A 22,793-nucleotide genomic window follows, 5' to 3' on the forward strand; every position below is an offset into this window, starting at 1 on the left:
TATTGGTAAAGTAGATAACTTATAGAGATATTACCCGTTATATAGATATTCGTTCAGGTTCTATGATGGCTTCAACCTCATACGAGGAAGAGGATTGCCATCATGACCTGCACGACGACTCCCAGTTGCACGCCCCCAGGCTGCAAAACCCCAAGCTATAAGCCCTTGAGCCATCTGACCCGCCCACGGGAAGTGATTCGCCAGTTCACCCCCAACTGGTTCGCCGCGACCATGGGCACCGGCGTGCTGGCCCTGGCCTTGGCTCAACTGCCGTTCAACCTGCCAGGTTTGCACGCCATTGCCGAAGGGCTGTGGCTGTTCACCATTGGCCTGTTTGTGCTGTTCAGCCTGTTGTACGCGGCGCGTTGGGTGATGTTCTTCCACGAAGCGCGACGCATCTTCGGGCACTCCACGGTGTCGATGTTCTTCGGCACCATTCCCATGGGCCTGGCCACCATTCTCAATGGCCTGCTGCTGTTCGGCCTGCCGCGCTGGGGCAGTGAGGTGATCCCGCTGGCTGAAGCCTTATGGTGGCTGGACGTGGCGATGGCCCTGGCCTGCGGTGTGTTAATCCCGTTCATGATGTTCACCCGCCAGGAACACAGCATCGACCAGATGACCGCCGTCTGGCTGTTGCCGGTGGTTGCCGCCGAAGTGGCCGCCGCCAGCGGTGGCCTGCTGGCGCCGCACTTGGCCGACGCCCATGCGCAACTGGTGATGCTGGTGACCAGCTACGTGCTGTGGGCGTTTTCCCTGCCGGTGGCGTTCAGCATCCTGACCATCCTGATGTTGCGCATGGCCCTGCATAAACTGCCGCCTGCCAATATGGCCGCATCGAGCTGGCTGGCCCTTGGCCCCATCGGCACTGGTGCGCTTGGCATGTTGCTGTTGGGCGGTGACGCCCCGGCGATTTTCGCCGCCAATGGCTTGCCGGGTGTGGGTGAAATGGCCAATGGCCTGGGCGTGGTGGCTGGCATCACCTTGTGGGGCTTCGGTTTGTGGTGGATGTTGATCGCGGTGCTGATCACCCTGCGTTACCTGCGCGCCGGCATTCCGTTCAACCTCGGCTGGTGGGGGTTTACCTTCCCGCTGGGGGTTTACGCGTTAGCCACGCTGAAGCTGGCGAGTCTGCTGCACCTGAGCTTTTTCAGCATCTTTGGCAGCGTGCTGGTGCTGGCACTGGCGCTGATGTGGCTGATCGTGGCCAAGCGCACCGTGCAGGGCGCCTATAAAGGTGAGCTTTTTGTTTCGCCATGCATTGCAGGACTAGCGAATAAGTAAGCGCGATTAGGTAAAGTCGTGGCCTGAGAAACTACACGCCTTCAGGCCACGCAGGAACACGGACGATGAGCCACCCCTCACAATTCACCTTGCTGCGCACACGGCGCTTTCTGCCGTTTTTCATCACCCAGTTACTGGGCGCATTCAACGACAACATCTTCAAGCAATCGCTGATCCTGGCGATTCTCTACAAGCTCACCATCGAGGGCGACCGCTCCATCTGGGTCAACCTGTGCGCCTTGTTGTTTATCCTGCCGTTCTTCCTGTTCTCGGCGCTGGCCGGGCAGTTTGGCGAGAAATTCAACAAGGACGCGCTGATCCGCGCGATCAAGATCGGCGAGATCGTGATCATGGCCGTGGGCGCCACGGGCTTTCTGTTCAACCACCTGGAACTGATGCTGCTGGCGCTGTTTGCCATGGGTACGCATTCGGCGTTGTTCGGCCCGGTGAAGTACTCGATCATGCCCCAGGCGTTGCACGACGATGAGCTGGTGGGCGGCAACGGACTGGTGGAAATGGGCACGTTTCTGGCGATTCTGGCCGGCACCATTGGCGCCGGGATCATCATGTCGTCGAGCAAATACGCGCCACTGGTGGCGGTGGCGATTGTCGGTGTGGCGGTGCTCGGCTACCTGGCCAGCCGCAGCATTCCGCGGGCGGCGGCGTCCACGCCCGAGCTGCGCCTGAACTGGAATATCTTCAGCGAATCCTGGGCCACCTTGCGCTTGGGCCTGGGGCAGACGCCGGCAGTGTCGCGCTCGATTGTCGGCAACTCGTGGTTCTGGTTTGTCGGTGCGATCTACCTCACGCAAATCCCGGCCTACGCCAAGGAATGGTTGTACGGCGACGAAACTGTGGTGACGCTGATCCTTACGGTGTTTTCGGTGGGCATCGCCGTTGGCTCGATGCTCTGCGAAAAGCTCTCGGGCCGTAAGGTCGAGATCGGCCTGGTGCCGTTTGGCTCGTTTGGCCTGACGGTCTTCGGCCTGCTGCTGTGGTGGCACTCGGGCGGCTTTCCGCAATCGGCCCAGGAACATAGCTGGCTGGCGGTACTCAGCTACGGTCAGGCGTGGTGGGTGTTGTTCGATATCCTTGGCCTGGGTGTGTTCGGTGGTTTCTATATCGTGCCGCTCTACGCGCTGATCCAGTCGCGCACGGCCGAGAACGAGCGCGCGCGGGTCATTGCGGCCAACAATATTCTCAATGCGTTGTTCATGGTGGTTTCGGCCATCGTTTCGATCCTGCTGCTGAGCGTGGCCAAGCTGTCGATCCCCGAGTTGTTCCTGGTGGTGTCGCTGCTCAACATTGCGGTCAACACTTACATCTTCAAAATCGTCCCCGAGTTCACCATGCGCTTCATGATCTGGCTGCTCAGCCATTCCATGTACCGCGTGGAGCATCGCAACCTTGAGCTGATTCCGGATGAAGGCGCGGCGCTGCTGGTGTGCAACCACGTGTCGTTTGTCGATGCACTGTTGATCGGCGGCGCGGTACGTCGGCCGATTCGCTTTGTGATGTACTACAAGATCTACCGTTTGCCGGTGCTGAATTTTATCTTCCGCACGGCCGGGGCGATTCCGATTGCCGGGCGCCATGAAGATATCCAGATCTACGAAAAGGCCTTCATGCGAATTGCCCAGTACCTGAAGGAAGGGGAGTTGGTGTGCATCTTCCCGGAAGGCAAGCTGACCGCCGATGGCGAGATCAATGAGTTCCGTAGCGGGTTGACGCGGATTCTGGAGCAGACCCCGGTGCCGGTGATTCCGATGGCGTTGCAGGGGTTGTGGGGGAGCTTTTTCAGTCGCGATCCGAACAAGGGCATCTTTCATCGGATCTGGTCGCGGGTGGTGTTGGTGGCGGGTGAGCCGGTTGCGGCGGAGGCCGCGACGCCTGAGCAGTTGCAGGCGCGGGTAGGGGTGTTGCGCGGGAGTGTCAGGTAGTTATTTGCTGGCTGTAAGGGCCTCATCGCAGGCAAGCCAGCTCCCACATTTGAACGCTGAACACCGTCCAATGTGGGAGCTGGCTTGCCTGCGATAGCGGTAGTGGCTCAGGCGCTGATCTTGAGCCCAACCAGCCCGCAAATGATCAACGCCACACTCGCCAACCTGAACAGCGCCATGGACTCCCCAAACAGGATAATCCCGGCGATCACCGTACCCACCGCACCCACACCGGTCCAGATGGCATAGGCGGTGCCCAGCGGCAGCTCCTTCATGGCCAGGCCCAGCAGGCCGAGGCTGATGGCCATGGCGGCGATCGTCAGTGCTGTCGGCAGCGGCTTGCTGAAACCGTCGGTGTACTTCAGGCCGACCGCCCAGCCGACCTCAAACAGCCCGGCAAAAAACAGAATGATCCAGGACATGTTGATCTCCCCTCTATAGCTGGGGTCGTCCCCGGATTAAGCGCTTGAGAGCGTCGCGAGGTCGTCCCCGCGAAGCCCGGTAGCTTGCCGAAAATTGATCAGGTGATCAAGTTTACGGCGCGCTCTCCAGGGCGCGACGGTCTTCTTTTTCGCTCATTCTGCGAAAGTAAGTCGACAACAATGCCCCGGAAATATTGTGCCACACGCTGAACAGCGCGCTCGGCACCGCCGCCAACGGCGAAAAGTGCGCACTGGCCAGCGCGGCGCCCAGCCCGGAGTTCTGCATGCCCACTTCCAGCGCCAGGGATTTACGCTGCGCCAACGGCAGTTTGAACAGGCGGCCGGTGAAGTAACCGAGCAGAAAACCGAAGCTGTTGTGCAGCATCACCACGGCCATGATCAACAGGCCGGACTCGGCGATCTTCGCCTGGCTCGCTGCAACGACTGCAGCGACGATGATTACGATGCTTACCACTGAGACCAGCGGCAATACCTCCACGGCATGGCGCACCCGGTCGCCCAGCACGCGTTGCGCCACCACGCCCAGCACGATCGGCAGCAACACCACTTGCAGGATCGACCAGAACAGCTCCATGAATGACACCGGCAGCCAGGCCGAGGCCAGCAGCCAGATCAATGCGGGCGTCAGCAGCGGGGCGAGGAGGGTGGTGACGGCGGCGATGGCTACCGACAGCGCGAGGTCGCCCCGGGCCAGCCAGGTCATGACGTTGGACGACGTGCCGCTTGGGCAGCACCCGACCAGGATCACGCCGACGGCGATTTCCGGCGGCAAGTGGAACGCCTGGCACAGCAGCCAGGCCACGCCCGGCATGATCACAAAATGCGCAACCACGCCGAGGGCCACGCGCCAGGGATGGCGGGCGACTTCGGCGAAGTCTTCCAGTTTCAAGGTCAGCCCCATGCCGAACATCACCAGGCCCAGCAGCGGCACGATGGCGCCTTTGAGGCCAATGAACCAGCCGGGCTCAAGGAAGGCGAGCACCGCGAAAATCAACACCCAGTAGGCGAAGGTATTGCCAACGAAGCGGCTCAAGGCGGCGAGTGCGCGCATGGGGAAGTCCTTGTTATTAGAGTTCGAGGGTGTAACTGCAATCAAATGTGGGGCTTGTGTGGGAGATGTTTGTGTGAGGACTGGCTTGTGTGGGAGCCGGGCTTGCCCGCGATGCAGGCACCTCGGTCTTCAGCTGGATCGAGTTGATGCTATCGCAGGCAAGCCAGCTCCCACACAAGCCAGCTCCCACATTTTGATCTTCACATGGCTTAGATGCCCTGCGGGGTTTCTTCGCCGCCCAGTGCCTCAACCAACGCCGGCAGGAACTCACCAAACGTCAGCATCATCAGGGTAAAGCTGGCATCCAGCTGGCCCAATGCCTCGTCGCCGCCGTCCTGTTCAGCCTGGTCTTGCAGCAGGTCTTCGAACTTCAGGCGCTTGACGGTCATTTTGTCGTCGAGCATGAAGGACAACTTGTCCTGCCAGGCCAGGGACAATTGCGTCACGACTTTGCCGGTAGTCAGGTGCAGTTGGATCTCTTCGCCGGTCAGGTCCTGGCGCTTGCAGCGCACGATGCCGCCGTCTTCGTGGGTGTCGCGCAGTTCGCATTCGTCGAGGACGAAGAAGTCATCGGCCGGCTTCTGCGTGGTGACCCAGTCGGTCATGATCGCCGTTGGTGCGGTTTTAACCGTCAGCGGGCGTACCGGCAGGGTGCCGATTACTTCGCGCAGGGTCGACAGCAGGTCTTCGGCGCGTTTCGGGCTCGCCGAGTTGACCAGGATCAGGCCCTGTTTCGGCGCAATGGCGGCGAAAGTCGACGAGCGACGGATAAAGGCGCGCGGCAGGAAGGCCTGGATGATTTCATCCTTGATCTGGTCGCGTTCCTTCTTATAGACCTTGCGCATTTGCTCGGCCTCGATCTCTTCGACTTTCTCTTTAAGCGCGTCACGCACCACGCTACCCGGCAGGATGCGTTCTTCCTTGCGTGCAGCGATCAGCAGGAAGTCACCGCTGACATGCACCAGGGGAGCGTCTTCACCTTTACCAAAAGGTGCGACGAAACCGTAAGTGGTCAACTCCTGGCTTGCACACGGGCGCGCCAGTTTGGTGGCCATGGCCGCTTCCAACGCCTCGGCATCAACAGGCAGATCTTGGGTCAGGCGATAGATAAGCAGGTTCTTGAACCACATGGGGTGAGTCTCTCCTTTATACAAAGGGGGGCATTATTCTCTTGATCCGGGCTGAGGCCAACCCTGCCTAAGCCATTGGAAGGGCTGAAAAAAAAGATTTAAGAAAGTGCTTGCCAGACTTAAGGTCGCTCCGTAGAATGCGCGCCACACCGAAGCGAAGGGTGATTAGCTCAGCTGGGAGAGCGTCTGCCTTACAAGCAGAATGTCGGCGGTTCGATCCCGTCATCACCCACCATTCGTTTCAAGTGTTACGCGCAGCGGTAGTTCAGTCGGTTAGAATACCGGCCTGTCACGCCGGGGGTCGCGGGTTCGAGTCCCGTCCGCTGCGCCATATTCGGTAACCTGGAACACTGAACGCCAGGTCACCACAGAAAGCCCGCTCACTGAGCGGGCTTTTTGCTGTCCGGGGTTTGTAAAACCAAAAAAAACGCCGCCGATCATTTCCGATGATTGGCGGCGTTTTTTTATGGGCTGATCAGAAATCCCAACGCGTTGTCACCATCACGTTGCGCGGCTCAGGTGTCATTGATAATGGTTTTTAACAGTGCCGCCAAGCAACGTATAAACGCAATAGACTCACATTTGGGGCTTGAGGCCCCGTTTTCCGGGGCGCGGAGGACACCAGAGAAATTATTTTAAATAAATTGCATTTAAATCAAGACATTGCAGATTTTTGGTGTATTATGCCGCCCACACCGAAGCGAAGGGTGATTAGCTCAGCTGGGAGAGCGTCTGCCTTACAAGCAGAATGTCGGCGGTTCGATCCCGTCATCACCCACCATTCGTTTCAAGTGTTACGCGCAGCGGTAGTTCAGTCGGTTAGAATACCGGCCTGTCACGCCGGGGGTCGCGGGTTCGAGTCCCGTCCGCTGCGCCATATTCGGTAACCTGGAACACTGAACGCCAGGTCACCACAAGAAGCCCGCTCATTGAGCGGGCTTTTTTTTGCCTGCGATTCAGCTTTGCGCTTCGGCGGCGAGCGCCACACGCGCGGGTGCAATCTCACGTCGGCTCAGAAACACAAACACCACCACCGCCGTAAACAGGGTGAGCCCGGCCAGCCATTGCAGCAACGTATTGAAGCCCGCGAGGTAGGCCGTGCGCAGCAATTCCAGCGGGAGGTTTGCACGGGTGTCGCCCATGACCAACTGCTGGGCAACCCCAGCAATGTCCTGCGAACTGTCTGCGGGCAGATGATGGGCAACCAGCGCACTCAACACCGCCACGGTGATGGCCAGCGCCACACCTTCACTGGCAACCCGGGTCGTATTGAAAATGCCTGCGGCCATGCCCGCACGCTCTGTGGGCACCACGCTGATCGCCAGGCCATCCATCAAGCCCCACGGCAAGCCCGTACCTATCCCGATCACCAACATTGCCACGACAGTCGGCAATGGCTGGCCGGACTGGGCCAGGCTCAGCCCATACAACCCCGACGCCGCGATCAACAGGCCAAGGGCACACAACAGCCCCGCCGACAGCCAGCGTGTCAGCGTTGCGGCCAGTAACGGCACCACCAGCATCGGCGCAGACAGCGCCAGCATCATCAAACCCGCCTCTGACGCGCTGGCGCCTTCGACCCCAATAAACCGCAGCGGCAGCAACACCACCAGCACGATGTAGCAGTAGCAGGTGCCAATCGGCAACAATTGCACGCCGATAAAACGCGCAAAGCGAAACAGGCGCAGATCCAGCATCGGTTGGCTCGCACGCTGTTCAACCAGGATAAACACCAGCAAGAAAGCCGCAGCCGCCGCAAGCAGGCAACCGGTTGTCACCGAAGCCCAACCCAACTGCGGCGCGAGAATGATCGCCGTGGTCAAGCTCACCAGCATTGCCGAAAACGTCAGTACGCCAGGCAGGTCCAACTGCAGCGCTTGCGGGTCGCGGCTCTCTCGCATTGTGGGTGCGGCGCACAGCAACGACAGGCCCGCCAGCAATGCGGTGGTGAAGAAAATCGCACGCCAGCCCCACAGTTCAATCAGCCACCCAGACAGCAGCGGCCCGAAAGCCAGGCCCGCGCCAAAGGTGGTGCCCAGCAAGCTGAAGGCGCGTGTCCTGGCATGGCCGTCGAACTCCTGCGCCAACGCTGCGCAGCCGCTGGCCAATGCGGTAGCTGCCGCAACACCTTGAACACCGCGCAGTACATCCAGCCAGAGCATGCCCGGCGCCACGGTCAGCAGCAGCGAGACACCTGTAAACAGCGCCATGCCCCACAGGAACAAGCGCTTGCGACCATACCGATCGGCAAGGGTGCCGGCGGCCATCAGCAGGCTGCCAAAACTAAGCATGAATGCGTTGGTGATCCACGCCAACTGTGTGGGGTGCGCAGCAAATGCGTGGCCGATAAAGGGCGTCGCTATGGCGCCACCGGTAAAGCTCATGGGCAACACCAGAGCCGCCAGGCAGATCGCGGCAAGAATGGCATAGCGGCCATGGGCGGAGTCGGCTGTGTTCATCGGGAGATTCCTGTGGACCTGTAAAGATAAAGACTCTAATCAGGATGTAATGGCGGATAAATGGGCCTACATTCCACACATAACGGACAAATTGGATGCATTGGTATGAGCGACAATCTCAGCGGTGTGATCGCCTTCGTGAAAACCGCTGAAGCGCTCAGCTTCACAGGCGCGGCGCGGGCGATGGGCATTTCCGCCTCGGCGGTGGGCAAAAATGTGGTCAAGCTGGAAGCGTCGTTGAATGTGCGGTTGTTGCACCGCAGCACGCGCAAAGTCAGCCTGACTGCTGAAGGCCAGTTGTTCTACGAGCGCTGTCGGAAAATTCTCGATGACCTGCAGGACGCCCGCGCCATGCTCTCCCATGCCATGCAGGCCCCCCGCGGCAAGTTGCGGGTCAGCCTGCCCACCATCGGTTACAGGTTTCTATTTGCGCATATGGTCGCCTTCAGGCGGGCCTACCCGGAAATTGAGTTGGAGCTGGATTTCAACGACCACCTGGTGGATGTGATCGAGGAAGGCTTCGACGTGGTGATCCGCAGCGGCGGTCTGGCCGATTCGACCTTGATGGCGCGCCGACTCGGGCCATTTCGCTTTGTGTTGTGTGCATCGCCTGAGTACCTGCGTGCGAACGGTCGGCCAGCAACCCTCAGTGACCTTGAGCGCCACCAATGCCTGCGTTATCGCTTCGCCACCACCGGCAAAATCATGGAGTGGACCTTATCCGCCAACCCGGCGATCACCCAATTACGGCTGCCCACGGCGCTGACGTTGAACAATATGGAAGCGATGCTTCGGGCCGCAATCGATGGCCATGGCATCGCTTACGTGCCGGACTTTCTGGCCCGAGAGGCGCTGGCCCAGGCACAGTTGGAAACCGTGTTGGACGGGCACTCTGATGACCAAGGCCAATTCTGGGCGCTGTGGCCTTCCAGCCGGCACCTGTCGCCAAAGATCCGGGTGTTTGTGGACTTTGTTGCTGAGCGCCTGTTCACAGCCCCATCAAACGATACCCCACCTGCAACTCGGTAATAAAATGCTGTGGCTGCGCCGGATCCGCCTCCAGTTTTTGCCGCAAGTGCGCCATGTGTACACGCAGATAGTGCGGGCGGTCGATGTAGTCCAGCCCCCACACTTCGAGCAATAACTGCCGATGTGTCAGCACCCGGCTCTGGCCGCGAATCATTGCGCAGAGCAGGCGGTACTCGATGGGTGTGAGGTGCACCGGCTGGCTCTGGCGCCACACTTCGTGGGTCGACAGGTCGACTTCAATCTCGCCAAACGCCACCTTGCTGGTCGCCGCCACAGCGCCGGTCTGCCCGTGCCGGCGCAGTTGTGCGCGGATGCGAGCGAGCAATTCGGGCACGCCGAACGGCTTGGTCAGGTAATCATCGGCCCCTGCGTCCAAAGCGGCGACTTTCTCTTCTTCGCGATCACGCGCCGACAACACCAGAATCGGCACCGCCAGCCAACCACGCAACTCACTGATCAGTTGCTTGCCATCGCCATCGGGCAAGCCGAGGTCGACGATCACCAGGTCCGGTTGACGGCTGGCGGCATGAATCAGCGCACGTTTGACGCTGTCGGCTTCGAACACCTGAAAGCCTTCATCTTGCAGGGCGATCCCGACAAAGCGGCGGATATTGGCTTCGTCTTCAACAATCAAAATGCGTGCAGTGCTCATAGGTTTTCCATGGCCGGCGGGGTGCCGGCCGGTAAGGTGATGATGAAGTGCATGCCGCACGTCTCAAGCGGGTGGGTGTGGATATGCCCGCCATGGGCTTCAACGATGCGTTTGGCCAGCGCCAGGCCCAGGCCGATGCCCGTGACGGAAGATTCCTGCTGGCCACGTGCGAAAGGTTCGAACAGGTTGGCGGGAGCCTTGCCCGGGCCGTTGTCGCTGACTTCCAGCACGATGCTGTCCGAAACTTTGCTGCCAGTGACGGTAATGAGGGTGCCCGCCGGCGTGTATTTGGCGGCGTTATCCAGCAGGTTGACAAGCACCCGCTCGATCAGCAGGGCGTCGATATCCACCAGCGGCAACTGTGAATCCAACAGGGTTTGCACGCGGTGGTGTGCCAACGGCTCACGCAACTGGCGCAGGGCGCTGCCGACGACTTCTTCCAGCGAATGCCACTGCCGGTTCAGGCGCACGCCGCGCTCTTGCATGCGCGCCATGTCCAGCAGGTTTTCGATCAGCCGCTGCATCGATGTAGCTTGTTCATGGATGCCGTGCAGCAATTCGGTCAGCGGACCTGGCGGGGCATGGGGCAGGGCGGTGTCGGCGGCGCCGATCAGGGTGGTCAGGGGCGTGCGCAAGTCGTGGGAAATAGCGGCGAGCAGGGTGTTGCGCATCTTCTCGCCTTCCATCTGCACCAGCGTGCTTTGCGCCACTTCGACGAAATGCACGCGCTCCAGCGCAATCGCCAATTGGCTCATGCAGGCTTCCAGCAGACGGCGCTCCTGCGGGTCGTTCAGGCGCTCGCTCTGGGCCAGTTCCAGTACCAGCACGCCGCGCACGCGCATCGGCGCTTTGAGCGGTAAGTAACAACCTTTGGCTGCTGACAAGGTGTCGGTGCCATGGCCTGCGGCTTGGCCATGGTCGTAAGTCCATTGGGCGATGCTTTCGTCAATCGGCAAGCCGCTGGCACTCACGCTGTGCACGCCATCGGCGGCGTCCGGCAGCGCCAGGCCGACGCGTGCTTCGAACACGCCACTGAAGGTGCGCAGCGCGACTTCGCTGATGTGCTCTACGGTCAGTGCCGCCGACAAGTCGCGAGCCAGCCGCGCCAAAGAGGTAGCGCGCCGTTCGCGCGCGGCCGCCGTGCGTGCTTCATGGCGCAGGCGGGCGGTGAGTTGCCCGGTGATCAAGGCAATGCCGAGCATCAGCGCAAAGGTGAAGAAATACTGAGTGTCGTTGACGGTGAACGAGTAGCGCGGCTGTACGAAAAAGAAGTCGAAACACAGCACCGCCAGCATCGCCGCCCACACACCGGGGCCGCGCCCATAACGCAAGGCCACCAGCACCACGGTGAGCAAAAACAGCATGACCACGTTGGCCAGGTCGAACACTTGCAGCAGCAATGCAGCGACGGCGCTGGCGCTGAAGCAGGCGAGCGTGGCCCACAGGTAGGCCAAGGCGCGGCCGGGGGGCAGCGAGGGTTTTTCGAGGGTCGGCGCAGGCCCGGGCAAGACGCTGTGAGCGATCACGATCTGATCGATCTGCGGGTGATGTCGGCTGATCCGGTCGCTGACCGACTGATGCCAGAAGCGCCAGGCCCGACGCGGATGATGGCCGAGCACCAGGCGATTGGCGTTGTGTTCGCGGGCGCAGGCGGCCAGGGCTTCAGCCACGTCCATGCCCGGCAGCGTCGCGGTATCGGCGCCGAATTCGCTGGCCAGGCTCAGGGTTTTCATCGCCGTGAGGTAACGCTTGGCGCCGCTGCCTTGGGCCGTTGCGACATGCACGACGATCCAGTCAGCTTCGAGCTTTTGCGCCAATCGTGCAGCTTCGCGCACCAGGCGTTCATCACCGGCGTCGCCCGCCACACCCACCAGCAAGCGTTCGCGGGCTGGCCACAGGGCTTTGATCGACTGTTCGCGACGGTACACGCGCATTTGCGCGTCGACCCGATCCGCCGTGCGCCGCAGCGCCAGTTCGCGCAGGGCCAACAGGTTGCCCTTGCGAAAAAAATGCTGTGCGGCGCGCTCCGCTTGCGGGCCGAGATAGACCTTGCCGTCCTTCAAGCGTTGCAGCAAGTCGTCGGGCGGCAGGTCGATCACCACCACGTCATGGGCGTTATCAAACACATGGTCCGGCACGGTTTCGCGCACGCGAATGCCGATGATGCCGCTGACCAGATCATTCAGGCTTTCCAGGTGCTGGACGTTGAGCGTGGTCCACACGTCGATGCCGGCGCTGAGCAGTTCTTCAACGTCTTGCCAGCGTTTGGGATGCCGCGAGCCAGGCGCGTTGCTGTGGGCCAACTCGTCCACCAGCAATACGGCGGGCTGCCTGCGCAACGCGGCGTCTAGGTCGAATTCGCTGAGCGCAAAATCGTGGTGCAGCAAGGCAGCGCGGGGCAGTTGCTCCAGGCCGTCGAGCCGCTCGGCAGTCTCCGTGCGGCCGTGGGTTTCTACTACGCCGGCAAGCACATCACGGCCCAGGGCGACTTCGCGTTGCGCCGCCGCGAGCATGGCGCAGGTCTTGCCCACCCCGGCATTTGAGCCGAAGTAAATACGCAATTTGCCGCGCAAGGCGGCCTGTTCTTCGAGCTGTACCCGCGCGAGCAAGGCGTCGGGGTCGGGGCGTTCGTGGTTGAGTGCGGGCATGTTCTTCCTGTTGAATACAACACGATTAACTGTGGGAGCTGGCTTGTTGTGGCGAGCAAGCTTGCTTGCGCTGGGGTGCGAAGCACCCCCAAAAAGCCAGCTCCCACATTGGGTTTGTGGTGTTACACCAAGCCCAATCCACTCAGCAGCATGTCGATCACCTTGATCCCGGCAAACGGCACCAGCACGCCGCCCAGGCCGTAGACCAACAGGTTGCGGTTAAGCAACGCCGCTGCGCCGATGGCCCGGTACTTCACGCCGCGCAAGGCCAGCGGAATCAACGCGACAATGATCAGCGCGTTAAAAATCACCGCGCTCAAAATTGCCGAATTGGGGCTGCTCAGGTGCATCACGTTCAAGGCGCCCAGCTGTGGGTAGGTGGCGACAAACGCCGCCGGGATGATTGCGAAGTACTTCGCCACGTCATTGGCCACGCTGAACGTGGTGAGCGCGCCACGGGTCATGAGCATCTGTTTGCCGACCTCGACCACTTCGATCAGCTTGGTCGGGTTGCTGTCGAGGTCGACCATGTTGCCGGCCTCTTTGGCCGCCTGGGTGCCGCTGTTCATCGCCACGGCCACGTCGGCCTGCGCCAGCGCAGGTGCGTCGTTGGTGCCGTCGCCGGTCATGGCTACCAGCTTGCCCTGGGCCTGGTAGTCGCGGATCAGTTGCAGCTTGTCTTCCGGGCGGGCTTCGGCGAGGAAGTCATCGACACCGGCTTCCACCGCAATCGCAGCGGCGGTCAGGCGGTTGTCGCCGGTGATCATCACGGTCTTGATGCCCATGCGCCGCAACTCGGCGAAGCGTTCCTTGATGCCGCCTTTCACCACGTCCTTAAGCTCAACCACGCCCAAGGCCTTGGCACCGTCGCTGACCACCAGCGGTGTGCTGCCGCGCCGCGAGACTTCATCGACCTTGGCCTGCAATGCCGCCGGGAAACTCCCGCCCAGGGTTTCGATATGGTTGCGAATCGCATCCGCCGCGCCTTTGCGAATCGCCCGGCCTTCGGCCAGGTCGACGCCGCTCATGCGGGTTTGCGCGGTGAAGTGCACAAAGCGTGCGCCCAGGGCGTTGATGTCCCGCGCACGGATGTCGAATTTTTGCTTGGCCAGTACCACAATGCTGCGGCCTTCCGGGGTTTCGTCTGCCAGTGAGGCGAGTTGCGCGGCGTCAGCCAGTTCAGCTTCCTTCACGCCGGGTGCCGGCAAAAAGCTGCTTGCCTGGCGATTGCCCAAGGTGATGGTGCCGGTCTTGTCCAGCAGCAACACGTCGACATCACCCGCCGCCTCGACGGCACGGCCGGAGGTGGCAATCACATTGGCCGACATCATGCGGCTCATGCCCGCCACGCCGATGGCCGAGAGCAGGCCGCCGATGGTGGTGGGGATCAGGCACACCAGCAACGCCACCAACACCGTGGCGCTGATCACGCTGCCATTGCCGCTCATGGCCACGGCGAAGATCGAGTAGGGGCTCAGCGTGGCGATCACCAGCAGGAACAACAGGGTCAGGCCCACCAGCAGAATCGTCAGCGCGACTTCATTCGGCGTCTTCTGGCGCTTGGCCGATTCGACCATCGAGATCATGCGGTCCAGGAACGATTCGCCGGGGTTGACGCTGATGCGCACCACCAGCCAGTCCGACAGCACCCGCGTGCCGCCGGTGACCGACGAAAAGTCGCCACCGGCCTCACGGATCACCGGCGCCGATTCGCCGGTAATTGCGCTTTCATCCACCGACGCCACGCCTTCAATCACCACGCCGTCGAGCGGCACCAGATCACCGGCTTCGATCAACACTACGTTGTCCTTGCGCAGCAGGCTCGCCTCCAGCGGCAGCCACGCTGCACCGTGGCGCGGTTGCTGCAGCAATTTGGCCAGGGTCTGGCGTTTCATGCCGCGCAGGCTCGCGGCCTGGGCACGGCTGCGCCCTTCGGCCAGGGCTTCGGCGAAGTTGGCGAACAGCACGGTAAACCACAGCCACAAGGTGATGCTGAGGATAAAACCGCTGGGCGCTTCACCCTTGCCGCCCAGGGACTGGAACCACAGCAAGGTGGTGAGAATGCTGCCCAGGTACACCACGAACATCACCGGGTTTTTCCACTGGGCCTGGGGCAGCAATTTCTTCAGTGCATCGACGCCGGCAGTGAGCACGATGCGCCGGTCAAACAGAGGTAAACGAGCATTTTTCATGAAGGAATCTCTTACTCACTGAGCGCAATAGAGGGCTGACGCGCATCCAGCGCCACGTTGAGTTGCAGCACATTCACCCGGGGCTCGCCGAGCAGGCCGAAGGTGCGTGCGGCGGTGTGGTCGTTGAGCAGTTGCAGCAGTTCGGGTTCGGCGATGTGCCGCAAGCGCGCCACCCGTGCCAACTGCAGCCGGGCGTTGGCCACCGAGATATGCGGGTCGAGGCCAGAGGCTGAGGCGGTGACTGCGTCCACCGGCACCGGGGCGTCAGCGGCCAGGCCGTTATCCTGGCGATAGGTTTTGGCGCGTGCGGCCACCTGGTCGAGCAGTTTTTGGCTGGTAGGGCCGAGGTTGCTGGCGCCGCTTGCGCCTGCGTTGTAGGGCTGCGGCACGCTTTTGCTCGGGTCTTGCGGATCAGCGCCGAGGGTCATGCTGGGGCGGCCCTGGAAGTACTCCGGCTTGGTGAAATTCTGGCCGATCAGCACCGAGCCGATCACCCGCCCATCGCGTTCAATCAGCGAGCCTTGAGCCTGAAACGGGAACAGCCATTGCGCGGCCACGGTGGTGAACGCCGGGTAAGCCAGCCCGGTCAGCAGCATGAAAAACACCGCCGACACCAGCACCGGGCGCAGCAGCCCTTTGAAGATCGATTGAGTGGTCATCAACATGTCCTTAGTTGTAGGTCTGGCCGGACAGCAACTGCAGTTGCTCCACCAGCGGGCCAAGCGCGAGCGCGGGCAAGAAGGTCAGGCCACCGACCACCAGCACCACGAACACCACCAGCAACATGAACAGCGGGGTCGCGGTAGGAATGGTGCCTGCGCCGGCCGGCACGGTTTTTTTCATCGCCAGGGAACCGGCCACGGCGAGCATCGGCAGCATCGTGAAGAAGCGCCCGATCAGCATCGCAAGGCCAATGGTGGTGTTAAAAAACGGTGTATTGGCATTCAGCCCGGCGAACGCCGAACCGTTGTTGGCGGTGCCGGAGGTGTAGGCGTACAGCACCTCGCTGAAACCGTGCGGGCCAAGGTTGTTGAGACTGGCCAGGGTGTCTGGCCACAGGGCGGCGAGGGCGGTGAAACCCAGGATACTGACCGGGTGCGCGAGCACCGAGAGCATCACCAGTTTCATCTCGCGGGCCTCGATTTTCTTGCCAAGAAATTCCGGGCTGCGGCCGATCATCATGCCCACCAGAAACACCGTGAGCAGCGCGTACTGGATCAGGTTGATAAAGCCCACGCCGTCACCGCCGAACACGCAGTTGAGCATCATCTGCGCCAGGGGCACGAAGCCGCCCATGGGCGTCAGCGAGTCGTGCATGGTATTGACCGAGCCGGTGGTGGCTGCCGTGGTGGTGGCGATAAACAAGCTGCTGTCGGCAATGCCGAAACGCAGTTCCTTGCCTTCCATGTTGCCGCCGCTTTGCTCGATCGACAGCACCTGGTTGGCGCCGGCCTGGGTCAGCAACGGGTTGCCGGTTTGCTCGGCGCCATACACAAGCGCAAGAAAGCCGATAAACATCACCAGGAAGGTGCCGAAAAACACCCAGCCCTGACGACGTTGCAACAGCATGCTGCCAAAGGTGTAGGTCAGCGCCGAGGGGATCAACAGCATGCTGAGGATGTGCAGGATGTTGGTCAGCGGCGTCGGGTTTTCGAACGGGTGCGCGGCGTTCATGCTGAAGAAACCGCCGCCGTTGGTGCCGATGTGCTTGATCGATTCAAAGCTGGCAACCGCGCCGACGATCAGCTGTTGTTGCGCGCCTTCCAATGTTGTCGCCAGGGCTTGGGAGGCTAAGGTTTGCGGCATGCCTTGCCATACATACACCAGCGCCATGCCCACGCACAGCGGCAGCATCACGCGGTAGAGGGTGCGGGTGAAGTCGACCCAGAAATTGCCGATATCGGCCGCGCTTGAGCGGCTCAAGCCACGTATAAAACCGGCGGCCGCCACCACGCCGGAGGTGGCACCGACAAACATCAAAAAGGTAATGACCGCCATCTGGCTGAAGTTCGACAGGCTGGTTTCGCCCGAATACGCCTGCCAGTTGGTGTTGGTGATAAAGGACACGGCGGTGTTGAACGCCAGGTCCGGGGTTTGCGCAGCCAACCCCAGGGGGTTGATCGGCGTTACCGCCTGCAGGCGCAGGATGCTGTAGCCCAGCAGCATCATCGCCGCGTTCGACAGCAACAGCGCTGAACCGTAGCGGCCCCAGCTCATGGTTTCCAATGGGTTGATGCCCAGCAGGCGGTAGGTAAAACGTTCCGGCAGGGCATGGCGGTTCCCGGTGAATACCCGGGTCAGCCACTTGCCCATGAGCACGGCAAGCGCGGTCATCAACCCCAGGACCAGCGCAAATTCCAGCAAAGTGCTTAGCATGTCGTGGCTCCGTTCAAAGCTTGCCCATGGCGACAATGGCCATGGCAGTCGCAACAAAAAACACCAGGGAGAGGCCCATAAACATCACGTCGTACATGGCGGGCTCCCTAGAACTTTTCGGCGCGAATGAGGGCGTAGCCCAAGTAAGCGAACAGCCCCACGGCGCATAAGCCGCTGGCCACATAAATGAACGTTAGTGTCAGCACGGTGTAACTCCCCTTGTTGAGTAAGCCGGGGAGGTTAGGCGCTCTTGTATCAAGCTCGGGCACTGATTACGGCGGGCGGTATTAAGACGGTATATAGAAGATTTAAAGCAGGGCGCACGAAAACAAGGGATAGCCCGCGGGTGGCTGATCCCTTGAAAGTCTGGGGTTCTGCTGATTTCGTTGACCAGCTTATTTGGCTTTCTTTTTCTTCTCGCTGCGGGTGGCGAGGTGTTCGAAGCAAAACGCGGCGGTGCCGAAGAGCGCAATCATTGACAGGACGACCATGCCTAAAGTTGAACTTTCCACGATGACTTCCTACGGGTTTTGGAGGTAGGAAGTGACGGTAGAGTTTAGGGCTTAGTTGTTCAATAGAGGCGACGTAATCGTTATGGGGAACTTCGGATTTATACGGATTCTTTACGGTGATTGGCTTTTCTGTTCGATCGTTCCCACGCTTTGCGTGGGAATGCATCCTGTGACGCTCCGCGTCACGCCCCTTAACTGCGGACGCAGAGCGTCCAAGACGGCATTCCCACGCGGAGCGTGGGAACGATCATAACCTCACAAATTCCGACTATGCCGATAGTCGCTCACCGCCTCATACACCGCCTTGCGCAACCGGTTAATCCCACCAATCGGCCGATGCGCCTCCAGCCCGAACCACGGGTTGAACGACTGGTTATCACAGGCAAGATTCAACGCGGGCGTATCAAAGTCCTGCGCAGGAATCCGCACCTTGGCCACTGTCTCATAGGGCGCATCACTTTCCTTCCATTCGATGCTGGTGTCTTCGATCGGCATGAATTTCTGCGGATTTTGCCGCTGAATCTGCAACACAAAACACGCCGGTACACGGTCGGTGGACAGTTGCTGGTTCAGTGCGCTGCGCAGAAAGTTCGGCAGGTCCTGATTCTGCTTGGGCAACACATATTCCGGGCAACTCTGCGGGTCGGGTGCTACACGAAACTTGGCATTTGCCGCGCCAAATTTGTAGGGGGAAACCGAAAAGTACGTCGTCTGCGTCGGGCTCGCCGGAGCGGGCGCCAGGGTGGCCAGGGCGATAAACAGGTGGCGCACTTGCCAACTGCGCGGGTCGGCTTTAGGGAAGAACGCCAACACCTTTTTGCCGTCAGCCTGGGCACCGATGTTCTGCGCGTATTCGGCCACATCGCTGACAAAAAAGTTCGGGTGGCTGAACATCACAAAGTCCTGTTCGGTGCGCGTTTGTTGGTCGGCCATCAACTGTTTGCCTGGCACATCCAGCAGCTTGATCGCCATGCCTCGCGCATCGCGGATGCTGTCGAACTGCGGGTAGGCGTTGCCGTTGGACAGGCGCATCTGCGCTTGCCAGGTCTTGCCAGGTTCAGCGAATACGCCTTGGCGCAGCGCCGGGTCGAGGTCCGTCAGCACGCTGACTTCGGCCTTCACGCAGCCGTGGGCCTTGGCATGCGCGTCACGCAGGTAGCGCGTGCCTTCGCGATGCTGATCGACGATGCGCACTGCCGTCTGGATGATGCCTTGGGTCATGGCTGTTTCGCCGGGCGGGATCTGTTCATCCGGCGACACCGGGCCGCTGTGTTGCCAGGCGAACCAGGCCGTGGCGAACAGCCAGCCCAGCAGCCCCAAACCCAGCAGCCACAGCAGGGTTTTACCGAGAAAGGCGCCCAGGCGTAGCCAGAGGCGTGCGAGCAGCGAACGTTGGTTGTATTGAGATCGGATAATCATGGCAGTGGTTGCTCCAGCGGGCCGCCCAGCACTTTGAGGTATTCCAGCAGCGCCCAGCGTTCCTGCGGCAGCAAGCCACGGCCGATCACGCCATTGCCACGTTTGCCATCACGGAATTCGTGACCGCTGTTGTGGTTGCCGGTTATTTTGGTATCGAACAAAAAGGCGTTTTTGAACGCACCCGTTTCAAAGCCCAGGTGACGCGGGTCGTAATTGAACGTGCCTTTGTAGAAGGTGGTGCTGCGCTCGTCCTGGGGCGAGAGCAATTGATAGATCGTCGGCACCGAGCCGTTGTGCAGGAATGGTGGTGTGGCCCATACGCCGGCCAGCGGTCGGGCCTTGTAGGCGCGCAATTCACGCACACCGATGGGCAGGCCAAAACCATCCAGGCCTGGGCGTTCGGCCGGGGTTACACCGGCGGCGTGGTAGGCGTGTGCTTCGACGAAGGCAGTGACGTAGGCCAGGCCTTGGGCCACCGACAGGTTGTGCAGGTCCAGCGGTGCGGTGGGCGTGGGGTGCAGCTCGACATTGAGCCTGGCCAGTTCCTCCGGGTCCCACTGCAGGGCGCTGAGGTCATAGCGCTGGTCGGCGATGTTATTGGCCGTGCCTGGGTCGGTACCGATGTAGTCCACGGGCAACATCTTCAGTTGCTGCACCGGGCGGCCGTTTTCCTGCGTGACTGCAGGCACATGGCAACCGGCGCAGTTCTCGGCGAACAGCGCGCGGCCTTGGGCGGCGAGGGGCTTGTCGATGGCGCCGAACAGGTCCTGCGGCCAGGTCGGCGGCTTGAGGCGTTGCAGGGTTTCTTCGATCCGGTTGAGGTCGCGCACGCGCACGCTGGAAGGGTAACGGGCATCGCCCTGGAGGGGTTGGCCGGCCGCGTCGAAAAAGGCCAGGGTCGCACCCACGCCCAAGGCCTCGCCGATGTTACGTGCCATGGGCTGCTGGGCCGAACCGTTCCATTGCACCCAGTCGAAGGTCCAGATATCCCACAGGTGCGGGTAGTCCACCGGCGCATTGGCGACCCGGTAGTTAGCCGGCGAGATAGCGTCGCCGAAGCTGGCATTGGCGATGCGGCCAAATGCGTCAGTGCGGCCCGGGCCTTCTTCGGTGGGGTAGAGGCCACGGTGCGTGTCGTTCCAGGCAACTTTAAGGAACTGGTTCAGCGACTGCTTGAAGTCCTGACGCAGTTGTTGCTTGTTGTGATCGTCATAGTCGTGGCCGAGCACGTTGTGGGCGAAGCGATCGAACTTCCAGGGCAGGTAATAGGTGGCGGCGAGGCTGGCCACCAGCGCCTGGCCGAAGCTGCCTCCGCGCAGGGTCGGTACGCTGGACGGCAGCACATGCTGGGCCGAACCGCCGTCGATGCGCAGCGCCTGGTTTTTGAAGTGCAGCTCGCCGGTGTGGCAGGCGGCGCAGGTGATGTCCAGGTACTGCACCTGGCTGCCGGCGTTCTGGTGCCGGGCGAAACCCACCGGCAGGTTGCCGGGGTTTTGTGCGCTGGGCACCTGCTTGGGATCGACCAGAAAGCCGAAGCGTGCGAGGTAGTCGGGTGTGGCAAAACGCCGGTCCGAAAAGGGCAGTTCGAGGGCGGTGAACCAGTCGTAATGCAGGCCTTTTACCTGGGTGCCCTGGGGCGTGAAGTAGTAGGTCTGGCGATCGGCTTCGCTCCATTGTTGCTGATAGTGCACCTGCTCCACGGGCACGTAGTCCGGCAGCTTGGGGTTGAGGGTGTAATAGAGGACCACGCCCAGCAGCAAACCCAGGGCGAGCAATATCAGAAGTAAAACACGGGAAAAAATGCGCAAGATGGCTATCCTTGTCTCGGCCTTGTCGAGTTGTAGCGTTCTTATGCCATTGCGTCACAGGTGCGGCAAGTGGCCAGCAGCCTGGTTGCGAATGGTCCCGCGATCCTTCGCGGGCCTCCATAATGAATGAAAATGCTTTTAAACACGTGAACTTATCAGAAGTTTCCTGCTCACATGCCGGTAGCCATTGGTCGTGGCCGCCTGATAAGCTCGCGACTTTACTCGAATGCCCTTTTGGCGCACGAACAAGGAAATAGCATGAAACAGCATCGGTTGGCGGCGGCGGTGGCCCTGGTTAGCCTGGTACTTGCGGGTTGTGATTCGCAGACCAGCGTAGAGCTGAAAACCCCGGCGCAGAAAGCTTCCTACGGCATCGGCCTGAACATGGGCAAAAGCCTTGCTCAAGAAGGCATGGATGACCTGGACTCCAAAGCGGTAGCCCAAGGCATCGAAGATGCCGTCGGCAAGAAAGAACAGAAGCTGAAGGACGACGAACTGGTTGAAGCGTTTGCCGCACTGCAAAAGCGTGCTGAAGAACGCATGACCAAAATGAGCGAAGAGTCGGCAGCCGCCGGCAAGAAATTCCTCGAAGACAACGCCAAGAAAGACGGCGTAGTCACTACCGCTTCCGGTCTGCAATACAAGATCGTGAAGAAGGCCGACGGCGCTCAGCCTAAGCCGACCGACGTAGTGACTGTTCACTACACCGGCAAGCTCACCAACGGCACCACCTTTGACAGCTCCGTAGATCGCGGCAGCCCGATTGACCTGCCGGTCAGCGGCGTGATCCCGGGTTGGGTCGAAGGCCTGCAACTGATGCACGTGGGCGAGAAGGTCGAGTTGTACATCCCGTCCGACCTGGCCTACGGCGCACAGAGCCCGAGCCCGGCGATTCCAGCCAACTCCGTGCTGGTATTCGACCTGGAACTGCTGGCCATCAAGGACCCAGCCAAGGCTGAAGCCCCTGACGCACCTGCGGCGCCAGCTGCCAAGAAGTAATCGGCACCTGAACACACAACGCCCCGTTTTTACGGGGCGTTGTTGTTTCTGGCGTTTGCATGATTGTTCCCACGCTCTGCGTGGGAACACATCCGGTGACGCTCTGCGTCACATGTGCCTTGGGGCGGCATTCCCACCCAGAGCGTGGTAAGGATCGCAAATCCGACCGAACCCCTGGAAACTGTCACAGTCTGATATAAGACTCGAGCACGGGTAGCCGCACATCAATGCCAAGTCAATGAATTCTTGGGTTTTTTTTATGTGCGCAAAAAACGCCCGATCTGACTGCAAGCCTTGTAAATCGCGGCTTTCAGCCGATAAAACAGGCTCTGTTCACAAGGTTATCCACAATTTGTGTGGATAACCTTTTATGTCGCCTGGAACTGGAGTGACCGATGAAACCACCCTTCAATTTCACCCGTTTCCTGCCCATGGCCGCACGCTTGCTGGGTCGTGGCCGGTTGCCGACCCTGCTGTTCGCCGTGGCCGCCAAAGGCTCAAGCCAGGGCAATCGGCTGGGTAAACTCAAGGATGATCTCAAATTGCTCCAGGCCTTGTGCCTGGCTTACTGGCGCGGTGAGTATCGCGCCATAAGCCCCAAGGCGCTGATCTCGGTAGTGGCGGGGCTGATGTACTTCCTCAGCCCGATTGACGCGATCCCGGACTTTATCCCGGTGTTCGGCATGCTCGATGACATTGCCGTGCTGGCATGGGTCATGAAGACCCTGGACGGCGAACTGAGCGCGTTTCGCGCCTGGCGCGACGCCCAGCGCCCGGAAAAACTCGCGGTGGTTGAGCGGCTGCCTGCGACGCCTGCGCTGCTGGCCCAGGAAAACCCGCAAAAAAACTGAACA

The 22,793-nt window shown here is 60.8% G+C and carries 17 protein-coding genes and 4 tRNA genes; 9 read left to right on the top strand and 12 right to left on the bottom strand.

The genetic code is table 11. From position 1 onward, the window contains the following. Positions 1-102: 102 nt before the first annotated feature. A complete protein-coding gene (locus HBO41_RS08565; protein WP_017136391.1) occupies positions 103-1,281 on the top strand; it encodes a TDT family transporter in 1,179 nt (392 codons plus the stop codon). 65 nt (positions 1,282-1,346) lie between these two features. Continuing rightward, on the top strand, positions 1,347-3,221 hold the full coding sequence (locus HBO41_RS08570; protein WP_169985795.1) for an MFS transporter: 1,875 nt from the start codon (positions 1,347-1,349) through the stop codon (positions 3,219-3,221). 107 nt (positions 3,222-3,328) lie between these two features. Here HBO41_RS08570 and sugE read toward each other — a convergent pair whose 3' ends face one another. The 3 genes from sugE to rdgC form a co-directional block, all read right to left on the bottom strand. Next, the gene (gene sugE, locus HBO41_RS08575) at positions 3,329-3,643 is read right to left on the bottom strand and encodes a quaternary ammonium compound efflux SMR transporter SugE (RefSeq protein ID WP_017136389.1); all 315 of its coding nucleotides are present in this window, start codon (positions 3,641-3,643) and stop codon (positions 3,329-3,331) included. A gap of 112 nt (positions 3,644-3,755) precedes the next feature. After that, positions 3,756-4,715, bottom strand: coding sequence for a bile acid:sodium symporter family protein (locus tag HBO41_RS08580; protein WP_169985797.1), 960 nt, complete (start codon positions 4,713-4,715; stop codon positions 3,756-3,758). 209 nt (positions 4,716-4,924) lie between these two features. Next, positions 4,925-5,845 carry a recombination-associated protein RdgC gene (gene rdgC / locus HBO41_RS08585; RefSeq protein WP_003172886.1) on the bottom strand — a complete coding sequence of 307 codons (921 nt, stop codon included), beginning with the start codon at positions 5,843-5,845 and terminating at the stop codon, positions 4,925-4,927. Positions 5,846-6,004: 159 nt separating this feature from the next. Between rdgC and HBO41_RS08590 the strand changes: the two genes are divergently transcribed. The 4 genes from HBO41_RS08590 (at position 6,005) to HBO41_RS08605 (ending at position 6,722) form a co-directional block, all read left to right on the top strand. Beyond that, a tRNA-Val gene (locus HBO41_RS08590) sits at positions 6,005-6,080 on the top strand. Positions 6,081-6,099: 19 nt separating this feature from the next. Further along, a tRNA-Asp gene (locus tag HBO41_RS08595) sits at positions 6,100-6,176 on the top strand. A gap of 374 nt (positions 6,177-6,550) precedes the next feature. Further along, positions 6,551-6,626 (top strand) — tRNA-Val (locus tag HBO41_RS08600). Positions 6,627-6,645: 19 nt separating this feature from the next. Beyond that, positions 6,646-6,722, top strand: a tRNA-Asp gene (locus HBO41_RS08605). A 79-nt stretch (positions 6,723-6,801) separates the two neighbouring features. On the opposite strand, the gene HBO41_RS08610 is transcribed toward HBO41_RS08605, so the two are convergent. Beyond that, complete coding sequence (locus tag HBO41_RS08610) at positions 6,802-8,304, bottom strand: MFS transporter (protein ID WP_169985799.1); 1,503 nt, start codon at positions 8,302-8,304, stop codon at positions 6,802-6,804. A 105-nt stretch (positions 8,305-8,409) separates the two neighbouring features. On the opposite strand from HBO41_RS08610, the gene HBO41_RS08615 reads away from it, so the two are divergent. Beyond that, positions 8,410-9,333: a LysR family transcriptional regulator gene (locus tag HBO41_RS08615; protein WP_169985802.1), complete on the top strand. Its 924-nt coding sequence runs from the start codon at positions 8,410-8,412 to the stop codon at positions 9,331-9,333. Here the strand turns inward: HBO41_RS08615 and HBO41_RS08620 are convergent. From HBO41_RS08620 to HBO41_RS08655, 8 genes are all read right to left on the bottom strand, one after another. Beyond that, positions 9,293-9,985: a response regulator gene (locus tag HBO41_RS08620; RefSeq protein WP_138450464.1), complete on the bottom strand. Its 693-nt coding sequence runs from the start codon at positions 9,983-9,985 to the stop codon at positions 9,293-9,295. The genes HBO41_RS08615 and HBO41_RS08620 overlap by 41 nt on opposite strands. Further along, positions 9,982-12,633, bottom strand: a complete 2,652-nt coding sequence (locus HBO41_RS08625) for a sensor histidine kinase KdpD (protein WP_169985805.1) — start codon at positions 12,631-12,633, stop codon at positions 9,982-9,984. Before HBO41_RS08625 ends, HBO41_RS08620 begins: the two co-directional genes overlap by 4 nt. Before the next feature lie 122 nt (positions 12,634-12,755). After that, a complete protein-coding gene (kdpB, locus tag HBO41_RS08630) occupies positions 12,756-14,825 on the bottom strand; it encodes a potassium-transporting ATPase subunit KdpB (RefSeq protein WP_017136383.1) in 2,070 nt (689 codons plus the stop codon). 11 nt (positions 14,826-14,836) lie between these two features. Beyond that, positions 14,837-15,484, bottom strand: coding sequence for a potassium-transporting ATPase subunit KdpC (kdpC, locus tag HBO41_RS08635; RefSeq protein WP_169985807.1), 648 nt, complete (start codon positions 15,482-15,484; stop codon positions 14,837-14,839). 10 nt (positions 15,485-15,494) lie between these two features. Next, positions 15,495-17,201, bottom strand: coding sequence for a potassium-transporting ATPase subunit KdpA (kdpA, locus tag HBO41_RS08640; protein ID WP_099547873.1), 1,707 nt, complete (start codon positions 17,199-17,201; stop codon positions 15,495-15,497). A 107-nt stretch (positions 17,202-17,308) separates the two neighbouring features. After that, positions 17,309-17,470 (bottom strand): K(+)-transporting ATPase subunit F, encoded by a 162-nt coding sequence (gene kdpF, locus HBO41_RS29800; protein WP_368665703.1) that lies wholly within the window; start codon positions 17,468-17,470, stop codon positions 17,309-17,311. 498 nt (positions 17,471-17,968) lie between these two features. Further along, on the bottom strand, positions 17,969-19,132 hold the full coding sequence (locus HBO41_RS08650; protein ID WP_017136379.1) for a catalase family protein: 1,164 nt from the start codon (positions 19,130-19,132) through the stop codon (positions 17,969-17,971). Continuing rightward, positions 19,129-20,940 (bottom strand): di-heme-cytochrome C peroxidase, encoded by a 1,812-nt coding sequence (locus tag HBO41_RS08655; protein ID WP_017136378.1) that lies wholly within the window; start codon positions 20,938-20,940, stop codon positions 19,129-19,131. Before HBO41_RS08655 ends, HBO41_RS08650 begins: the two co-directional genes overlap by 4 nt. Before the next feature lie 258 nt (positions 20,941-21,198). Between HBO41_RS08655 and HBO41_RS08660 the strand changes: the two genes are divergently transcribed. Together HBO41_RS08660 and HBO41_RS08665 are read left to right on the top strand one after the other, a co-directional pair. Beyond that, a complete protein-coding gene (locus tag HBO41_RS08660; protein WP_017136377.1) occupies positions 21,199-21,939 on the top strand; it encodes an FKBP-type peptidyl-prolyl cis-trans isomerase in 741 nt (246 codons plus the stop codon). Between the two features lie 395 nt (positions 21,940-22,334). Continuing rightward, a complete protein-coding gene (locus HBO41_RS08665; RefSeq protein WP_017136376.1) occupies positions 22,335-22,790 on the top strand; it encodes a YkvA family protein in 456 nt (151 codons plus the stop codon). The last annotated feature ends 3 nt before the right edge of the window (positions 22,791-22,793 follow it).

It is taken from the genome of Pseudomonas sp. WS 5146 (assembly GCF_012985495.1).
Classification (GTDB): Bacteria; Pseudomonadota; Gammaproteobacteria; order Pseudomonadales; family Pseudomonadaceae; genus Aquipseudomonas; species Aquipseudomonas edaphica.